14 protein-coding genes and 1 pseudogene are annotated in these 14,186 nt (G+C 62.6%); 14 read left to right on the forward strand and 1 reads right to left on the reverse strand.

Annotated elements, in window-relative coordinates; all coding sequences use genetic code 11:
* Positions 1 to 22: 22 nt before the first annotated feature.
* The 10 genes from WD006_RS21745 (at position 23) to WD006_RS21790 (ending at position 9,400) form a co-directional block, all read left to right on the forward strand.
* Complete coding sequence (locus WD006_RS21745) at positions 23 to 859, forward strand: DUF692 domain-containing protein (RefSeq protein ID WP_029306303.1); 837 nt, start codon at positions 23 to 25, stop codon at positions 857 to 859.
* Complete coding sequence (locus WD006_RS21750) at positions 856 to 1,632, forward strand: DNA-binding domain-containing protein (RefSeq protein WP_011519117.1); 777 nt, start codon at positions 856 to 858, stop codon at positions 1,630 to 1,632. Before WD006_RS21745 ends, WD006_RS21750 begins: the two co-directional genes overlap by 4 nt.
* A gap of 25 nt (positions 1,633 to 1,657) precedes the next feature.
* Positions 1,658 to 2,128 (forward strand): DoxX family protein, encoded by a 471-nt coding sequence (locus tag WD006_RS21755; protein ID WP_011519116.1) that lies wholly within the window; start codon positions 1,658 to 1,660, stop codon positions 2,126 to 2,128.
* A 384-nt stretch (positions 2,129 to 2,512) separates the two neighbouring features.
* Positions 2,513 to 3,850: a short-chain fatty acid transporter gene (locus tag WD006_RS21760; protein WP_011519114.1), complete on the forward strand. Its 1,338-nt coding sequence runs from the start codon at positions 2,513 to 2,515 to the stop codon at positions 3,848 to 3,850.
* Positions 3,851 to 3,872: 22 nt separating this feature from the next.
* The gene (locus WD006_RS21765; protein ID WP_008646080.1) at positions 3,873 to 4,169 is read left to right on the forward strand and encodes a YciI family protein; all 297 of its coding nucleotides are present in this window, start codon (positions 3,873 to 3,875) and stop codon (positions 4,167 to 4,169) included.
* 22 nt (positions 4,170 to 4,191) lie between these two features.
* The gene (locus tag WD006_RS21770; protein WP_029306301.1) at positions 4,192 to 5,250 is read left to right on the forward strand and encodes a cyclase family protein; all 1,059 of its coding nucleotides are present in this window, start codon (positions 4,192 to 4,194) and stop codon (positions 5,248 to 5,250) included.
* Positions 5,251 to 5,278: 28 nt separating this feature from the next.
* Complete coding sequence (gene catC, locus WD006_RS21775) at positions 5,279 to 5,563, forward strand: muconolactone Delta-isomerase (protein ID WP_008646082.1); 285 nt, start codon at positions 5,279 to 5,281, stop codon at positions 5,561 to 5,563.
* Positions 5,564 to 5,578: 15 nt separating this feature from the next.
* Entirely contained in the window at positions 5,579 to 6,358 is a 780-nt protein-coding gene (gene pcaD, locus WD006_RS21780) for a 3-oxoadipate enol-lactonase (protein ID WP_029306300.1), read from the forward strand.
* Positions 6,359 to 6,433: 75 nt separating this feature from the next.
* Positions 6,434 to 7,246, forward strand: coding sequence for a YdcF family protein (locus WD006_RS21785; RefSeq protein WP_029306299.1), 813 nt, complete (start codon positions 6,434 to 6,436; stop codon positions 7,244 to 7,246).
* 810 nt (positions 7,247 to 8,056) lie between these two features.
* On the forward strand, positions 8,057 to 9,400 hold the full coding sequence (locus WD006_RS21790) for an LGFP repeat-containing protein (protein WP_029306298.1): 1,344 nt from the start codon (positions 8,057 to 8,059) through the stop codon (positions 9,398 to 9,400).
* A 196-nt stretch (positions 9,401 to 9,596) separates the two neighbouring features.
* Here the strand turns inward: WD006_RS21790 and WD006_RS21795 are convergent, their stop codons facing one another.
* Complete coding sequence (locus WD006_RS21795; RefSeq protein WP_141192950.1) at positions 9,597 to 9,968, reverse strand: hypothetical protein; 372 nt, start codon at positions 9,966 to 9,968, stop codon at positions 9,597 to 9,599.
* Here WD006_RS21795 and WD006_RS21800 point away from each other — a divergent pair.
* From WD006_RS21800 to WD006_RS21815, 4 genes and pseudogenes are all read left to right on the forward strand, one after another.
* Complete coding sequence (locus WD006_RS21800; protein ID WP_035831813.1) at positions 9,961 to 10,524, forward strand: hypothetical protein; 564 nt, start codon at positions 9,961 to 9,963, stop codon at positions 10,522 to 10,524. The genes WD006_RS21795 and WD006_RS21800 overlap by 8 nt on opposite strands.
* Before the next feature lie 389 nt (positions 10,525 to 10,913).
* Complete coding sequence (locus WD006_RS21805) at positions 10,914 to 11,198, forward strand: ribbon-helix-helix protein, CopG family (RefSeq protein WP_011519105.1); 285 nt, start codon at positions 10,914 to 10,916, stop codon at positions 11,196 to 11,198.
* Positions 11,199 to 11,246: 48 nt separating this feature from the next.
* Positions 11,247 to 13,227 (forward strand): annotated as a pseudogene (hyfB, locus tag WD006_RS21810) (hydrogenase 4 subunit B).
* Positions 13,228 to 13,237: 10 nt separating this feature from the next.
* The gene (locus tag WD006_RS21815; protein WP_029308932.1) at positions 13,238 to 14,185 is read left to right on the forward strand and encodes a respiratory chain complex I subunit 1 family protein; all 948 of its coding nucleotides are present in this window, start codon (positions 13,238 to 13,240) and stop codon (positions 14,183 to 14,185) included.
* The last annotated feature ends 1 nt before the right edge of the window (position 14,186 follow it).

A 14,186-nucleotide genomic window follows, 5' to 3' on the forward strand; every position in this document is an offset into this window, starting at 1 on the left:
CAGCCCGTTGGAGACGTCTACCATGACAGCGACACCACGCGCGGGGCTTGGACTCAAGCCGCAACACTTCGAGCAGGCGCTGCAATGCGCCGAGCCGGGCCTGTGGTTCGAGGTCCACCCGGAGAACTACCTGATGGCAGGCGGTCCGCGCCTGGCGTGGCTGACGGCCATCAGGGAGCGCCATCCGGTGGCACTGCACGGCGTGTCGCTGTCATTGGCGGGCGATGCCCCGCCGGACGAGGCGCATCTCGATCGGCTTCACGCACTTTTGCGGCGGATCGAGCCGGTGCTGGTTTCCGAGCATCTGGCGTGGTCGACGCTGGACGGGCGCTACGTGCCGGATCTATTGCCGGTGGCGCGGACCACGGCAAGACTGGCGCAAGTGGCGGCCAATATCTCCCGCGTTCAGGACCGCCTTGGATGTGCCATCGCGCTGGAGAACCCGTCGCACTACCTGCGCATGGACCAGCACGACTGGAGCGAGACCGATTTTCTGGCCGAACTGGTACGGCGCACCGGTTGCGGGCTGCTGCTGGACATTAACAACGTTTACGTCAGCGCCCGAAACATGGGTTACGACGCGTGGGACTACCTGACCCGCGTGCCGGCCGAAGCCGTGCGGGAGATTCATCTGGCCGGACACAGCTTCGACGACGAGTTCGGCGCGTCACTGCTGATCGACTCGCACGATGCGCCGGTGGCGGAGGCCGTCTGGTCGCTATATCGCCGCTTCGTGGCGCGGGTAGGTGAGCGTCCGACGCTGATCGAACGGGACGACAACATTCCCGAATTCGCCGACTTGCTTGACGAGCGGGATCGCGCACAGTCCATCCTGGACGCGGAGGTCGCCACATCATGAACGCCAACGGACATCACTTTCAGGACGATTTCCTGCGCGCCATTCTGGCGCCGCCGGGCATCGCGCCGCCGTGGACCCCAATCACGCCGCTGACGCAGCAGCCCGGCTTCAAGGTCTATCGCAACACCGTGCTCAAGGGCTGTGTGGATGCGCTGGCCGCGAATTTCCCGACGGTCCTGCGGCTGGTAGGAGAGGACTGGTTTCGCGCGGCGGCGCTGATCCACGTCTGCGCGGAGCCCCCGCGCAGCGTCTGCCTGATTGAGTATGGGCAGGAATTCGCGGATTTCCTGTCGGGATTCGAGCCTGCCGCGGCACTGCCATACCTGCCGGACGTGGCACGTCTGGATCGCCTCTGGACCGAGTCCCACCTGGCCGCCGATGACGAGGCGCTGGACGCGGCGGCACTGGCCACGCTGAACGGGGGCGATCTCCTTGGCGCGGCGCTACGGCCATGCGCCAGCGTGCGCTGGCGCTGGTTCGAAACGCCTGCCTTCACGATCTGGCGGGCAAATCGGGAGCAGCGTGACCTTGATGGCGAACTCGAATGGATCGGGGAGGGCGCCTTGCTGACGCGGCCAGAAGGTGCCGTGGTCTGGCAACACGCCACGCAGGGCATGTGCGCCTTTCTGGATGCCTGCGCCGCAGGCGCCAACCTTCAGATCGCCAGCCAGTCCGCCATGGTTGCCGAGCCCGGCATCGACATCGCCCGCCTGCTGGCCACGCTGCTTGGCGCGCGGGTTTTCGCAGACATTCACGGCGCAGACATTCACTGAGCCTATCCAGCTTGCCGAGGTAGCCATGTCAAACGTATCTCATACCGATTCCCCAGTGCGGGCCGATACCACGCTCTGGTCGAACCTTACAACGCGGGCCTCGCGGCTGATCAGCGACTCGTTTCTGGCATTGCTGGCACGGCTGGCAATTGCCTCGGTGTTCTTCCTGTCGGGCCGCACCAAGGTCACCGGGCTGCTGACGATCAAGGACAGCACCTATTCGCTGTTCGAGCAGGAGTACAACCTGCCGCTGATCCCGCCCGAACTCGCGGCCCATCTGGCCGCGTACGCCGAGCACCTGTTTCCGGTGCTGCTGGTGCTCGGCCTGTTCACGCGATTTTCGGCGTTCGCGCTGCTGGGGATGACGCTGGTCATCGAGATCTTTGTCTATCCCGATGCCTGGCCCACGCACCTGACCTGGGCCGCGTTGCAACTCTTCCTGATTGGCCGGGGTGCCGGCGCCTTTTCGCTCGACCGCCGATTCGGCATCAAGTAGCCCTCAAGTGGACCTCAACCTGGCCCGAGAAACCTCTCGCGTCTTCTCCTTCCGCCCCGGCACGCTCGTTGGCCGGGGCATTCTCCTTTCTGCATGGCGGTTCTGTGCGGATATCGGCCAGATCTAGGCCGTCCGTCCGCACGTCAATGCTGCACTGCGCAATCCGATTGCTGGCGTATTTACAAGGCCAGAAGCCCTGGGTCACGCAGAGCATGTCGCGCTGCAATGCAGCATCGGATAGTTGTGACTTTCGCACTAATTAAGCAATTCATTAACTTGACTTTGCGCATTCGGACTCTTACGCTCCCGATCTTCATACAAGACGTTCGCATGTAGAACGCTAGTTCGATATGCGTTCATTTCGGATTTCGTAGGAGACAGATCTTGAGTAAGGTCGCCGGGTTCTTTACTGAACTGATGCGCCGGTATTTGCCGGACCCCTTTGTATTCGCCATCGGCCTGACGTTGCTGACGATGGTCATGGCAATGCTGGTAGAAGGACAGGCCGCCCAGGCGGTCATCACGAACTGGGGCAAGGGGTTCTGGAACCTGCTCTCGTTCACCACCCAGATGGCGGTGATTCTGGCGATGGGCTACGTGCTGGCCACCGCGCCGCTGGTCGACCGCTTCCTCAATGCCATCGTCGCCCGCGTGCAGACGCCGCGCGGCGCCATCATCGTGGCCACACTGGTCGGCGGTATCGGCAGCTACCTGAACTGGGGCTTCGGCCTGGTGATCGGCGGCATCATCGCCCGCAAGCTGGCGCTGAAGGTCAAGGGCGTGCATTACCCCCTGATCATCGCCTCGGCCTACAGCGGCTTCACGATGTATGGCCTGGGCCTGTCTGCCAGCATCCCGGTACTGATCTCCACCCCGGGCCACCCGATGGAAAAGCTGATGGGCGTGATCGGTCTCAAGGAGACGATCTTCTCCACACCGATGCTGCTGACGAGCCTTGCCGTCATCGTCACGCTGCCGCTGCTCAACGCGATGCTGCACCCGCGTGACGCCAAGGAAGTGGTGGAAATCCGCGAGGAGAACAGCTCCGAGGACCGCGCCGCCGGGCACGGCCACAGCATGGGCATCGAGAACACGCTTGCCACGCGCATGAACAACAGCCGCCTGCTGAGCCTGATCATCGGCCTGTGCGGGCTGGCCTACGCGGGTCTGCATTTCTCGCAGGGTGGTTCGCTGGACCTGAACCTGATCAACTTCCTGATCCTGTTTATCGGCGTGCTGTTGCTGGGCACCCCGGCCAACTACGTGGCCAAGCTGAACGAAGGCATCAAGACGATCTCCGGCATCATCCTGCAGTATCCGTTCTACGCAGGCATCATGGCGGTCATGGCCGGCTCCGGGCTGGTGGACAGCATCTCGCGCGTGTTCGTCGATATCGCCACGCCGCAGACGCTGCCGTTCTGGGGTCTGGTCAGCTCGTTCGTGATCAACTTCTTCGCGCCGTCCGGCGGTGGCCACTGGGTGATCCAGGGTCCGTTCATGATCGACGCGGCCAAGGCCATCAACAGCTCTGTGGCGCAGACGTCGATGTCGGTCATGCTCGGCAACGCCTGGAATGACCTGGTGCAGCCGTTCTGGATTCTGCCGGCGCTGGCGCTGTCGAAGCTGAAGCTCAAGGACGTGATGGGCTACACCGTGATCATGATGTTCTGGGTCGGCGCGATCTACATCGTCGCCATGCTGGCCTGGGGCGCGCAGATCTGACAACCGATACAGGAGACATTCGATGCCGTACCTCATTGAGACCTTCGACAAGCCCGAACACCAGCACGTACGCCAGGCCAACCGGCCCGCGCACCTGGAGTTCCTGGCGGAGAACAGCAAGCTGCTGCTGGCCTGCGGGGCCAAGCTCAATGACGACGGCAGCGATGGCGGCGGTGGCATCTACATCGTCGACGTGGACACACGCGAGGCCGCGCGGGCACTGATCGAGGCCGATCCGTTCTTCACGGCCGGCCTGTTCGCCGACATCCGGATCGTGCGCTGGCGCAAGGCGTACCTGGACGGCGTCTGCCATCTCTGAACGCCAGTCCGGAGCGTCAGCCATGAAACGATGGAAGCAACGGCCCGAAGGCGCCAACTGGGGTGATTTCGGCGATGACGACCAACTCGGCCGCCTGAACCTGATTACCGCAGACCGCGTGCTTGCCGCCGCGCGCGAAATCCGCAGCGGCAAGACGTTCTGCCTGTCTCTGCCGCTCGATCTGCCGGGCGGCAATGTTCTCAATCCACGCCGGCATCCGCCGGTGCTGCGTCCCACGTTCCGTGACGACGTGGCGTACGTCAACTTTCCGCTGGCCAAGGTCGACCCAAACGCGCTTGATGTCTTGAGCGACGACCAGGTACTGCTGTCGATGCAGTACTCGACGCAATGGGATTCCCTGGCGCACGTCGGCGCGCTGTTCGATGCCGACGGCGACGGCGTGGCCGAGCGGGTCTACTACAACGGCTTTCGCCCCAATACCGACATCGTCGGCCCGGTCGACTACGCGGAAGGCGACCATTTCTCCGCGCACCCGTGCGGCCATGACCACAGCCACGCCGACGCGCTCGGCATCGAGACCTTCGCCGCGCACGGTATCCAGGCGCGTGGCGTGCTGGTCGACCTGGCCGCGCATTACGGGCGCGAGTGCCGCACGGTCGGATACGACGACCTGATGCGCGTGATCGAGGCCGATGGCATCGTGGTCGAACCCGGCGACATCCTTGTGCTGCGCACCGGGTTTGCCGAGATGGTGATGGAGATGGCCGGCCAACCCGACGCCGAGGTGCTGCACCATAGCTGCTGCGCGCTGGACGGCCGCGACGAACGCCTGCTGCAATGGATCACCGATTCCGGCATCGCCGCGATCGCCGCGGACAACTACGCCGTCGAGCGCTATCCAGCGCGGCCCGCGCCGGAGGGTGCAGGGCCAGTGCCGATGCTGCCCCTGCATCATCATTGCCTGTTCAAGCTCGGCCTGCCGCTGGGCGAGCTGTGGTACCTGCGCGATCTCGCCGCATGGCTGCGTGCCGAGGGTCGCCATCACTTTTTCCTGTCGGCGCCGCCGCTGCGGCTGCCGGGTGCGATGGGGTCGCCGGTGACGCCCGTCGCCACCGTCTGATTTCGCCGGATTCACAAGGAGCCCCCACATGTTGTTCATGGTGGAAATGACCGTCCGTATCCCCCAATCGCTCGACCCGGAAGTGGCCGATGCGATCAAGGCCAAGGAAAAAGCCTATTCACAGCAACTGCAGCGCGACGGCAAGTGGCGCCATCTGTGGCGCGTGGCTGGCCTTTACGCCAACGTCAGCATCTTCGACGTGAAGGATGCCGACGAACTGCACACGCTGCTGACCGGCCTGCCGCTGTATCCGTACATGGAAATGAAGGTCACCGCGCTGGCGCAGCACGGCTCGGCCATCGCGCAGAACTGAGCCACGGGAGCCGTCATGCCTTTTGCCGACCTCTCCGACGTCCGCATCCATTACCGCCTGGATGGCGACGAGCACCTGCCGGTGCTGGTGCTGTCCAACTCGCTCGGCACCACCCTCGACATGTGGAAGCCGCAGATCGCCGCGCTGTCCCAACACTTCCGCGTGCTGCGCTATGACACGCGCGGCCATGGCGAGTCGGGCGTGACGCCCGGCCCGTACAGCATCGCGCAGCTTGGCGGCGATGTGATCGGGCTGCTCGACCATCTGGGTCTGCAGCGCGTGCATTTCTGCGGGTTGTCGATGGGCGGCATCACCGGCATGTGGCTGGCGCTGCATCACGCCGATCGCCTGAACCGCCTCGTACTGTGCAACACCGCGGCCTATATCGGCCCGCCCGAGAACTGGACCAATCGCGCCGCGCTGGTGGAACGCGAGGGCATGGCCGCGATCACGGCGGCCGTGGTCGACAAATGGCTGACGCCGGACTTCAGCGCGCAGCAGCCGGAACTGGTGCAGCGTCTGCAGACCATGCTTGGGGCCACCAGTCCGAGCGGCTATGCCGCCAACTGCCTGGCCGTGCGCGATTCCGATCTGCGCGCGGAGATCCAGCGCATCCAGACGCCGACGCTGGTGATCGCCGGCTCGGGCGATATCCCCACGCCGCCCGCCGACGGCCGCTATCTGGCCGACACGATCCCCGGCGCCCGCTACACGGAGTTGTATGCCGCCCACCTGTCGAATCTGCAGCAGGTGGAGGGCTTCACCCAGGCCGTGCTGACGTTTCTCGGCAGCTGATTCGAGCGGTCATTTGCCCGCCGCCACGCGGTGCGGGTAGCATTGCCCGCCTGACGACAACTTCTCGGGCGGGTGATGATCGACAAGCAGTACGGCGGCAAGCCTGCATGGCGACTGGCCATGGCTGTGGTGGGAGCCTTGCTGGCGGGCGACGGCATCGCCCTGATGCTGATGGGCGTGTTCAACTTCGGTATCGTGCTGCCGTTTTCGCTGGGTGTCGCCCTGATGGGCCTGGCCTGGCGCTGGGCCGCCATCGCCCGGTGGCGCGCGGCGGTGCCCTGGCGGCAATGGCTCTGGCGCGCCGGCTGGGCAGGGTTGATCGTGTGGCTGGTCAGCGTCGCCATGTTCTTCCAGCACATGCGTCACGGCATCGCCGACCTGGCGCCGAACGCTTCGGCGGCGGGCGCCCCCGTGGCGATCGTCATTCTGGGTTCCGGCTCACCCAACTGCGAGGTATCGCCCACGCTTGCGGCCCGGCTCGATGAAGGGCTGCAACAGGCCAGCCGTTTCCCGGCGGCATCGGTGGTCGTCAGCGGTGGGCAGGATTTTGGCCGGTTGCCCTGCACCGAGGCCGGCATCATGGGGGATTACCTGCTGGCCCATGGCCTGGTCCCGGAGCGCCTGATCCGCGAGGACCGCAGCACCAGCACCGCGGAAAACATGCAGTTCAGCCGCGAGGTACTGGCCCGACACGGCGTCCGCGCTACCGATCCCGTGCTGGTGGTGACCAGCGACTTCCATCTGCTGCGCGCCGAGCGGATCGCCCGCAAAGCGGGCTTTACGACACTTTCCGGCGCGGCTGCCGCCACGCCGCTCTATATCCGCTACAACGCCTGGCTGCGCGAGTATTTCGCCTATATCAGCGGCTGGGTGCTTGGAGAGTACTAAAAGACATTTTGGACGGCGTCCGCAAGTCCGATAAGCAGAGCCGCCGGCCGTGCATATCCCCAGAATTAGCGATGTGCAACGGCAGGCGATCCGGTCATCATGCCGCCACAGGCGTTTGCCGCGACTCGCCTGCTACCACTTCCAGCCCTCATTCCTCCCGGCCTGAGGGCTTTTTCTTTGCTTCTTCGCGATTGACGCGGGGTGTCGGAAAACGACCCATGACGGTCATTTGCGTTTTCGTTCGCAAATGACCGCAATCAGTCGCGGATCGGCCGTGCACAGTGTTACTCGCAGGTCCGGGATTTTGAGGTAGCCCGAACGCCGACAGTCGTTGAGAAGTCCTGTCGACCTCCGGACTGGCGAGGGCACTGACGCCCCAATCCTCCGAATCACTTTGCCACCACGAGGACCGCCTTGGCCGTCAGTCTGTAGGAGCCGTGGAAAGTGACACCCTGCCTGCCGTATTTCAACGCTACCCCAGCGTAGTTCAAATTGCGTCCGCCGATGTTGCGAGTCGAGTTGTCCACCTGAAAATGCACGGCTTTGTTAGGACGAATGAGAGAGTGGAGGTTTTGGACGACCTGTCAGCAGTTGATTAGTCTGAGGCGGTCTCCTTGTGATAGCGGAATCCCTTTATCTCGGATATTTACAGAGGACTCAAGTATTTAACATGTGCCATTAACTTTATTTGATTCAGATATAAATAAATATACTCGGAAGCCGGCTTGAATCTACTTACGTGGCCGCATAGCCTTCCTTCCAGTGTCTCGAGAACTTGGCTATTGCTATTCACTTTTCAGGAGCCAACAAATGCGAAAATGCGACTTTGCGAAACGCGGCTTCGCACTCGGGCTCTTTCTTTGCGCGGTAACGACCGCGATTGCTGCCGCGGTCTACGGGGCGATCGGGGATAAGTACAACGTTTTGGGAAGGGAGAACGGGCCGTTGGGCCCCGCCTTGACCGATGAAGCGAGCGCCCCTCGTGGCGGTCGCTTCAACGAGTTCAAGAACGGCTTCATCTATTGGCGTCCGGACATCGGAGCGTTTGCCGTTTGGGGTGCCATCGGAGCCAAATGGAATCAGCTCGGCCGCGTCGAATACGGGTATCCGATCACGGACGAATCAAAAACCCCCGACCAGCGAGGACGCTTCAATCACTTCCGCGCCGTTCACCTTCCAGGGACGCCCGAGTCGTCGATTTACTGGACGCCGCAAACTGGTGCCATTGCCATCTACGGAGCCATCCGTGAGAAGTGGGCGGCCGAAGGCTGGGAACGTGGCCGCGTGGGCTATCCCACCAGCGACGAAATCGCCGATGGCCCCTACCGCCGGAGCACCTTCGAGCGGGGATTCATTCGCTGGACCAGCACTGGCGGCCCCCAGGTCATCCCAACCACGCTCGCGCCGCACGACGGCGGGGGATTCGCTGGAAACGTCGTCAACGGCATCGCTGCGTACGCTGATCTTCCCACCGGTGCTCGAACGGAGCTCTACCGCGATCCCACGCTCATGTCCCATGCTGAACTCTGTGCCCGCTTCCTGAATCAGCCCGGCCTGAACGATACCCTTCGCAATACCTTGATTTCGAGGATACGACCGAAGCTACCGTCGGGCTTCGGCATTCATTCGCAGTCCAATCATACGACGGGCACTTCGTGCGCCGCCCGTTCGGAATTGTGGCCTCACTCGGTCTCCATCCTGATCCGGGTTCCGGGCAATCGATTGTTTGTCCGCGTCACCACGCCCGACGGGTTCCCGGGGGCCGTCGATCCCAACTTCGCCGTGACCTACGACCTTATTATCAGGACATCCATCACGTTCCCCGATACTGTCGCCGGCAGCGTAGTCCAGGGGCCTGTCACAGTTGAGGGCACGAACGTCAGTCGACCCGAGTCGAGAAGTGTCACCGGCAACCTCGTAATTGCCGTGAACGACATTAGCAGCTTCCTCGGCGGGCCCGACTTCTTCGCGGCCGTTCGTCAAGGCGGTATCGCGCAAATGTCGGGCGTCAATACGGGCGCGGCGCTGCTCAACCAGAAGCTGGCCCAACTCAGGAACAGTGCGCCACCGGGTACCCGACTCGAGCTATACCCCCAGGACTCCTTGGTTGCTGTGGTGGCCACCAATCGGCCGCCTCCTCAGGGGCCGCGTTGACAAACATCAAAGGACTTAGCTGTCGTCTTCCTTTGCATGTTCCATCCGTCGCAGCAAAGATGATCGTCGATAAGCGAGCCGTGGGTAATGGAAGCTAAGCGGACATCCGGGCTTACCTTTGAGGCCGAGACGAACGACGCTTCATGGCCGGCAGCGCCCGATCAGCCCGGAAGGCTGCTAGCAAGGAGTTGGCCCACTAGTTTGGGACAGGCGCCTCAACCTTCTTGCCCTGCAGTTGATACTCCAAGGTACTTCCTTCTGGCGCGCCTAGCTCAATGCGTTTCACCTTCAGGAAGGGCAGCCCTTTGTCTAGGTCGATCAGATCAACGTCAAGACCCACCCATTCAATTTCGCGCTCCTTGGATAGAGAACTGCCGCCGCCCGTGACTTCACCGAGCGTCGCTTTCTTCAGGCTGCGTCGAGTGGGTCTTCGTACTTCTGTCCTCTCTCGATCGGCATGATCGATTCGTTGATTCTCACGAACACGAACGTTGGTGCCGCTTGGGCCAGTGCCGCGGACGGCAATAGTAGAGCTAGAAGGAACGGGAGAGCTTACTGGGTTGGCCACGGCGGCTGCCGATCCTCTGCGCACGTTTTTGCAGCAAGCCGCCGAATCGAGTGAACCCCCAAATGGCGACCTTGTTGTCGCCGAGCAGGACCGCTTGCGTGTCGAGCACTTCGATCCACCAAAGGCCATCCGAAATTGGCCGGAACCAAGTGAAAAGACCCGACTTTCTTGGGATGAGCGCAGGAAGATGCGTTGCCATGAGTTGCTCAAGCCAGAGTTCGTAGGCGCGCGTGTTCAGATATGGTCTGTGTTCACGAATGACCCAGCGCGGCGGCACAAGATTCGGTCAGCAGGCCGGATCTGCGACGAAGCTGTGGTTTGGGATTTCGACTACCACGCGATGCCTGGCCGCGTAGTTGTGTCCAAGTACGACGTGGAAGGAAACCCCAAATACAGAATAGCGATCGCACGGCCTGCAAGCGACGCCACGATTCGCCAGCCCTCTTTTCAAGCCGAAGAAGGAACTCTGGACTTCGAATGGTGGAGTGGCGACCATTCCGGATCGAGCTACAACGCCACATCGGTCACTCGCGTGAGAGTCAGGGAGCCGGCGTGAGAGCGAGAGAAAATGACAGAGGGGACTTCTGGCGCGCGCATTTCGGACGCTCGTGACCGTCCGCTTCTGGCCGGTCTCGGCCTTCGGTCCACTTAGGAGGGGGCTCGGCGGCGCCAGAGGCGACTCCCGACCCACCTCAGCCGTTCCACTATTCCTGCCGTAACGGCGGCCCTCAAGTGTAAAGCGATCGATCAACAAAAACCGTGGCTGCCACGCGTGGGAGTGAGGGCTCTGGCACGAAAGAAAGCTTTGACGAGCAGGTCGCCGGCCCGCTGCGCGAAAGCGTCTTGCTCTGCTCCTGCCCTCGATTGCCGACACGCCTTGGTATTTCAACGAACATGGCACTACTATGTGATGCATATGATCATGGCATTGCAATGCGAGGCTCCATGGAACTCAAGACGGCCCGGCTCACGATCCTGATCGACCCGAATAAAAAGGCCGCCTTCGAGGCCCTGTGCGCGCAGCAGGACCGGACTGCCTCACAGGTGATACGCCAACTCATTCGCGACTACCTGACTCAGCACGGCGTTGACTACGTACCCAGCGGCTTGAATCTGGACGAGACGGTTGAGGGCAAACCGGCCACCGCTAAAAAGCCTGCCAGGAAGAAGTCATCGCAGCGCGATACGACTTCGCCCGCCAGGCGGCGCACGGTTCGCCGCGGAGCCTGAGTCGTGGACGGCGTGCCTGCGGTCGGACAGTGGTTGTTGCTCGACTGGATGCTCGTTGTCACGGCCGCGTGGCTGATGATCGGGGCAACCGGTGTGCTCGCACTGCATCGTCTGGCACTGGTGTCGCGCCTGCTCTTCCCTCTGGGCGCTCTGCTCGGGCTGGTGCTCAGCGCGCTGGCTCTTGCGGCGGTGGGTAACAGCCCCGAAGTGGCAGTGCTTTCCATCGGGCTGCCGCGTCTGCCTTTCCATCTCCGGCTGGATAGCCTGTCCGCCTATTTCCTGATGGTAATCGGTGCCGCAGCGGCCGGAATCTCCGTGTTCGCGGCGGGTTACTTCCGCCAAGGCGAGGGCACGCCCCCCCGGCTTGCTATGCCTGGAGTATCACCTGTTCCTGGCCAGCATGGCTGGCGTTGTGCTGGCCGACGACGCCTACGCGTTCATGGTGATGTGGGAGACCATGGCGTTGTCATCGTTCTTCCTGGTGACCGCCAACCACCGCATCGCGGAGGTTCGCAGCGCCGGCTACCTGTACATCACCATGGCACACATCGGGGCGATCGCGGTCCTGTTGTGCTTTGGCGTCCTGCAGGCCAATACCGGCGACTACACCTTCGCGAACATGCGCGCCCAAACGCTGACGCCGTTCTGGGCGTCGGTCGCGTTCCTGCTTGCAATGTTCGGCTTCGGCGCCAAGGCCGGTCTGCTTCCACTGCATGTGTGGCTGCCCGAAGCGCACCCGGCCGCGCCATCGCCGGTGTCGGCAATGATGAGTGGCGTCATGCTCAATACCGCCATTTATGGCCTCTTGCGTGTGGTTCTGGACCTGGCACAGATACATCTGTGGTGGTGGGGCGGGCTACTGTTGGCCTCCGGCCTGGCCACCGCGCTGTATGGCGTGGTGTTCGCCGCAGTGCAAACCGACATGAAGCGGTTGCTGGCCTACTCATCGATTGAGAACATGGGCCTGCTGTTCGTTGCTATTGGCCTCGCTTTGATCTTCTCGGCCTACGGCATGAAACCGTTGGCCGCTCTGGCGCTGACCGCAGCGCTATATCACGTGGCCAGCCATGCCTTCTTCAAGAGCCTGCTTTTCCTTGGTACTGGCAGCGTGCTGCATGCTACTGCCGAGCGCAGCCTCGGCAAGCTGGGAGGTTTAATACGCCAGATGCCGTGGGTGGGCTGGCTCACACTGGTGGGCGTGCTGACCAGCGCGGGTCTGCCACCGCTTGGTGGGTTCGTCTCGGAGTGGTTGCTCCTGCAGAGCTTTCTGTTTACGACCGGATTGCCGGTGCCGCTCCTGACCATGCTTATCCCCGTGGTGGCGGCGCTGATTGCGCTGGTAGCGGCCCTGGCCGGCTACACGATGGTGAAGTTCTTCGGTGTGATCTTTCTCGGCCTTCCGCGCGAGCCCAGACTCAACGACGCGCAGGACGCTGGCGGCTGGGAGCGCGCCGGCATGCTATGGCTGGCACTGGGAAGCATCGCGCTTGGACTATTGCCATCTCCTTTCATCGGCCTGATCGATGCAGTGACGCAGCAATTGGTCGGCAGCGGCCTCGGCGCACGTGTCGCGACCAGCGGCTGGCTGCTTGCGCCGATCAGTCCGGAGCAGGCCAGCTACGGGCCGGTCATCTTCCTGCTAGGTATCCTTGCCAGTTTCGCGCTTGCCTATCTTCTTGTGCGCGGTCTCTACCATGGCAGGCTGCGTCGCAGCGTGGCCTGGGCCTGCGGCTTTCCGTGGGGCACCCCGCGCATGCAAGATACCGCCGAGGGTTTCGGCCAGCCGATTCGGCAGATCTTCGAGCCCTTTTTTCAGATTAGGCGTGACCTGCCCACCCCGTTCGACGAACACCCGCAATATCGGGTGATAGTGTCAGATCCGTTCTGGCGCTGGCTGTACTTGCCCGTGGTCCGCCTGGTCGCGGTTATGGCACGCGCGGTCGGTGCAATTCAGCAGGGGCGCATTTCAGCGTATCTGCTGTTCAGCTTTCTGACGTTGATTGCCGTGCTGCTGGCGGTCATGCGGTGAGGCCATACCCATGAGCGCAACCGGCGTGCTGGCACAACTGCTCGAGATAGTGATCTCGATTGTCCTGGCGCCGTTGCTTTCCGGCTGGATCAATGTGTGGCGTGCCTGGCTGCAGAACAAGTCCGCGCCGAGCTTCTGGCAGCCCTATCGCATGCTGCACAAGCTCCTCAACAAGGAATCGGTGGTGGCTGACAATGCCTCGCCGCTATTCCGCGTCACCCCCTATGTGGTGTTTGGCTGCATGACACTGGCGTGTTCCATCATCCCCACATTGTCTACCGACCTGCCACTGGCGCCCGCCGCCGATGCCATCGCCCTGGTTAGCTTGTTCGCGCTGGCACGGGTGTTCATCTCGCTGGCTGCCATGGATGTTGGCACGGCCTTTGGCACGATGGGTGCGCGCCGAGAGATGCTGATCGGCTTCTTGGCGGAGCCGGCGTTGCTGATGGTGCTGTTCTCGGCCTCGCTTATCTCTCACTCGACCTCGCTCGCCACGATTGTCGAGACGCTGGCCCATCGTGAGCTGACCATCTATCCCGGCATGGCCTTCGCCGGTGTCGCATTCACCATGGTGTCACTGGCCGAAAACGCGCGCGTGCCGGTGGACAATCCCGCTACTCACCTGGAGCTGACCATGATCCATGAAGCGTTGATCCTGGAATACTCGGGCCGGCATCTGGCGCTGCTGGAGTGGGCGGCCAGTCTCAAATTGTTCGCATACTCCTGTATCGGGCTGGCGCTGTTTATTCCCTGGGGCGTGGGCGAGGCCAATGCACCGCTCTCGGTGTTGCTGGCATTGCCGGCACTGATGTTAAAACTGCTGTTGGGCGGGTTCCTGCTGGCGCTGCTGGAGACCGTCAACGCCAAGATGCGGATATTCCGTGTACCCGAGTTCCTCGCCACCGCTTTCCTGCTGGCGGTCATCGGCCTGCTTGTGCATCTGCTCCTGGTCCACTGAT

Source organism: Cupriavidus sp. Met-2, from assembly GCF_049843575.1.
Classification (GTDB): Bacteria; Pseudomonadota; Gammaproteobacteria; order Burkholderiales; family Burkholderiaceae; genus Cupriavidus; species Cupriavidus metallidurans.

Excerpts from the sequence above, each read along its gene's own strand:
- WD006_RS21745 (WP_029306303.1), top strand. The coding sequence starts at position 23 with ATGACAGCGACACCACGCGCGGGGCTTGGACTCAAGCCGCAACACTTC.
- WD006_RS21750 (WP_011519117.1), top strand. The coding sequence starts at position 856 with ATGAACGCCAACGGACATCACTTTCAGGACGATTTCCTGCGCGCCATT.
- WD006_RS21755 (WP_011519116.1), top strand. The coding sequence starts at position 1,658 with ATGTCAAACGTATCTCATACCGATTCCCCAGTGCGGGCCGATACCACG.
- WD006_RS21765 (WP_008646080.1), top strand. The coding sequence starts at position 3,873 with ATGCCGTACCTCATTGAGACCTTCGACAAGCCCGAACACCAGCACGTA.
- WD006_RS21770 (WP_029306301.1), top strand. The coding sequence starts at position 4,192 with ATGAAACGATGGAAGCAACGGCCCGAAGGCGCCAACTGGGGTGATTTC.
- catC (WP_008646082.1), top strand. The coding sequence starts at position 5,279 with ATGTTGTTCATGGTGGAAATGACCGTCCGTATCCCCCAATCGCTCGAC.
- pcaD (WP_029306300.1), top strand. The coding sequence starts at position 5,579 with ATGCCTTTTGCCGACCTCTCCGACGTCCGCATCCATTACCGCCTGGAT.
- WD006_RS21785 (WP_029306299.1), top strand. The coding sequence starts at position 6,434 with ATGATCGACAAGCAGTACGGCGGCAAGCCTGCATGGCGACTGGCCATG.
- WD006_RS21790 (WP_029306298.1), top strand. The coding sequence starts at position 8,057 with ATGCGAAAATGCGACTTTGCGAAACGCGGCTTCGCACTCGGGCTCTTT.
- WD006_RS21805 (WP_011519105.1), top strand. The coding sequence starts at position 10,914 with ATGGAACTCAAGACGGCCCGGCTCACGATCCTGATCGACCCGAATAAA.
- WD006_RS21815 (WP_029308932.1), top strand. The coding sequence starts at position 13,238 with ATGAGCGCAACCGGCGTGCTGGCACAACTGCTCGAGATAGTGATCTCG.